At 57.6% G+C, this 752-nt stretch carries 1 tRNA gene; it reads left to right on the top strand.

Annotated elements, in window-relative coordinates:
- The first annotated feature begins 79 nt into the window (after nucleotides 1–79).
- Nucleotides 80–155, top strand: a tRNA-Ala gene (locus AX735_RS12260).
- Nucleotides 156–752 lie beyond the last annotated feature (597 nt).

The raw sequence follows: 752 nt of genomic DNA, 5'->3' as shown, positions 1-752 counted from the left end.
ATATTGCCGAGCAGCGGCGACTGATTTTTCCTCTGGATAGGCGCGGGGCGAACCATTATAGCCACGCGTCACCGGATGTGGGGCCGTAGCTCAGTTGGGAGAGCGCGTCGTTCGCAATGACGAGGTCAGGGGTTCGATTCCCCTCGGCTCCACCATTCAACTAGAAAATGTGGCGCAAACGCGCATTTTTTGGCATCTCAGCCAACCCGGTCCTACATTTTCGTCCCTCTTTCGCTGCGCTCCCACGAGGTCCAATGCGAGACTGGAGGTGTTTTGACGGTCTGCCGACGAGTTGCCACCAGCTACCGAGAGCCATTTCACCATGTTGGTGTCCGAAAGCTCGCGAATCGAGTGTCATATCTCGACCAGACCCGGTCGTTCACATCATGTCTGGTGAACGTCCGCTCCTGACAAAAGCTGCCGATTGGCCCCCCCAAAGCGGACGGTCGGCAATGCGCCCGAATATGGGCCATTCAAGCGGTATCTGTGCGATCCCGAAAGAAGATTTTAGCCCGAGCTTCCCGCGGATGAACTTTACTGATCAATCGCCTCGGCCATGAGGAAGGGTTGCGATTCCAAACTCGCGTAGGCTTTTGGCAGTGTCTAAGATGGTCTCTGCCGGACTGCGCGGCGACCAGCCGAGAGCGCGTGCCTTTGCGGCTGAGGCTGGCCGTCGCGTGCTGACGGAGCTGGCAATAGTTAGCGTCCGCGCTCGTGGTGTAATTTTCGGTGGAGATTTAGGTGCTGCTGGT

Source organism: Blastomonas sp. CCH1-A6 (assembly GCF_001556365.1).
GTDB lineage: Bacteria > Pseudomonadota > Alphaproteobacteria > Sphingomonadales > Sphingomonadaceae > Blastomonas > Blastomonas ursincola.
Note: the sequence above shows the minus strand (reverse complement) of the source record. Positions and strands in the feature narration are given on the sequence as shown.